The sequence below is a fragment of the Bradyrhizobium sp. Y36 genome (assembly GCF_002531575.1).
Classification (GTDB): Bacteria; Pseudomonadota; Alphaproteobacteria; order Rhizobiales; family Xanthobacteraceae; genus Bradyrhizobium.
In genome coordinates this window covers 1-1,278 of record NZ_NWTI01000050.1, presented here as the reverse complement: position 1 = coordinate 1,278, position 1,278 = coordinate 1, and the positions used below count along the sequence as shown (strand labels likewise).

Genomic DNA, 1,278 nt, shown 5'->3' with positions numbered 1-1,278 from the left:
GCGCAGGGCTGTCCGGGGAAGTCTATGCATAACAGAAGCTGATCTGGTCGGGAGAGCCTCTTTCGCGGGCAGCGGATGGGTTCACCTTGGGAGGTCGGTCGATATGGGCGATTGGCTTTCGTATGAACAGCGAGGCGGCGACAAGACCCGCGAAGCGGATAGCCGGCAAGATGAGACGACTTTCGCGTGCGGCGATCCGCAGCAGCAGATAGGCGATCATGGCGGCGAGGATTTGCAGACGGACCGCATTCTCGGAGCGGCCGAGGAACTTGCGAAGCTTGAGGTGCTGCTTGATCCAGCGGAACAAAAGCTCGATCTGCCAGCGTGTTTTGTAAAGGGCAGCGATCGCGATGGCCGGACGCTTCATATCGTTGGTGATGAGGGTCAGTTTTGTACCGTCATCGCGTTTGAGGCGGATGCGGCGCATCGGAATTGCAAGTTTGGAGCTGCTGAGGAGCTTTACCTCGGCATCGTCGAGGATCGTAAAGCCCTTCTCCTTTGGTTTCTGCAGCTTCCGCCAGCGTGTCGCTCCGAAGCGCAGATTCTTCTTCTGGCGGGTGACGAAGCAGGCCCCCGCGTCGTGAAGCCGTGTCCACCAGGCATAACTGCAATAGGCCTTGTCGAACACATAGGTGGCGCCGGCCTCGATCGGGAGTTGCTGGGCTGGTGTCACGTCATTGACCGTCGACGGCGTGATCGCCAGACGGCGCGGATGATCCGAGCCGGGATCGTAAACCACGTGAAGCTTGAGACCGCGAGTACGTCCGTTCCAGTCGGCCCAGGTGCTGAGTTGATCCAGCGGAACCGGCGTCGCATCGATCAGCCGCAGCATCTCGGCACCTTCCCGCTTCAGCGCTCGGTCGGCATGCCCAGACAATCGCTCAAAGACTTCTGCGAAGATACCGACCGGCCGTCGGGCATTGGCATCCGCAAGCGTCGATCGCGCCAATTTGCCGACACCAAGATGGTAGTGATGATGCGAATTAGCGTTCCAGATCGCCTCAAGCGCACGCAAGCTGCCGACGCCACTGAGCTGGGAAAATATCAGTGCGACAAGATGATCCCAGCTGTCGAACGTCTTGTCGTAGGCGTCGCCATCCAAACGATCCACAGTCGCCTGAAACTGCCGCCGATCGATCGGTTCAAGCAGCCTTCCAAAAATGCTATCCCTAAACCGCATGCCCGGCCCCTTTCTGAGTCTCGACAACCAGAAAGTACCTGCTTCACGCCGGGAAAACCCGGGCATGCTCCGCGTCACAGTGAATCATTCCCCGGACA

1 protein-coding gene is annotated in these 1,278 nt (G+C 59.2%); it reads right to left on the bottom strand.

The window, feature by feature from the left end; translation table 11 throughout:
- Positions 1–22 precede the first annotated feature (22 nt).
- Positions 23–1,180 carry an IS4 family transposase gene (locus CO669_RS34790; RefSeq protein ID WP_097667121.1) on the bottom strand — a complete coding sequence of 386 codons (1,158 nt, stop codon included), beginning with the start codon at positions 1,178–1,180 and terminating at the stop codon, positions 23–25.
- Positions 1,181–1,278 lie beyond the last annotated feature (98 nt).

Bases quoted from the DNA above. Each gene is read 5' to 3' on its own strand.
- CO669_RS34790 (WP_097667121.1), bottom strand. From the start codon at position 1,180: ATGCGGTTTAGGGATAGCATTTTTGGAAGGCTGCTTGAACCGATCGAT.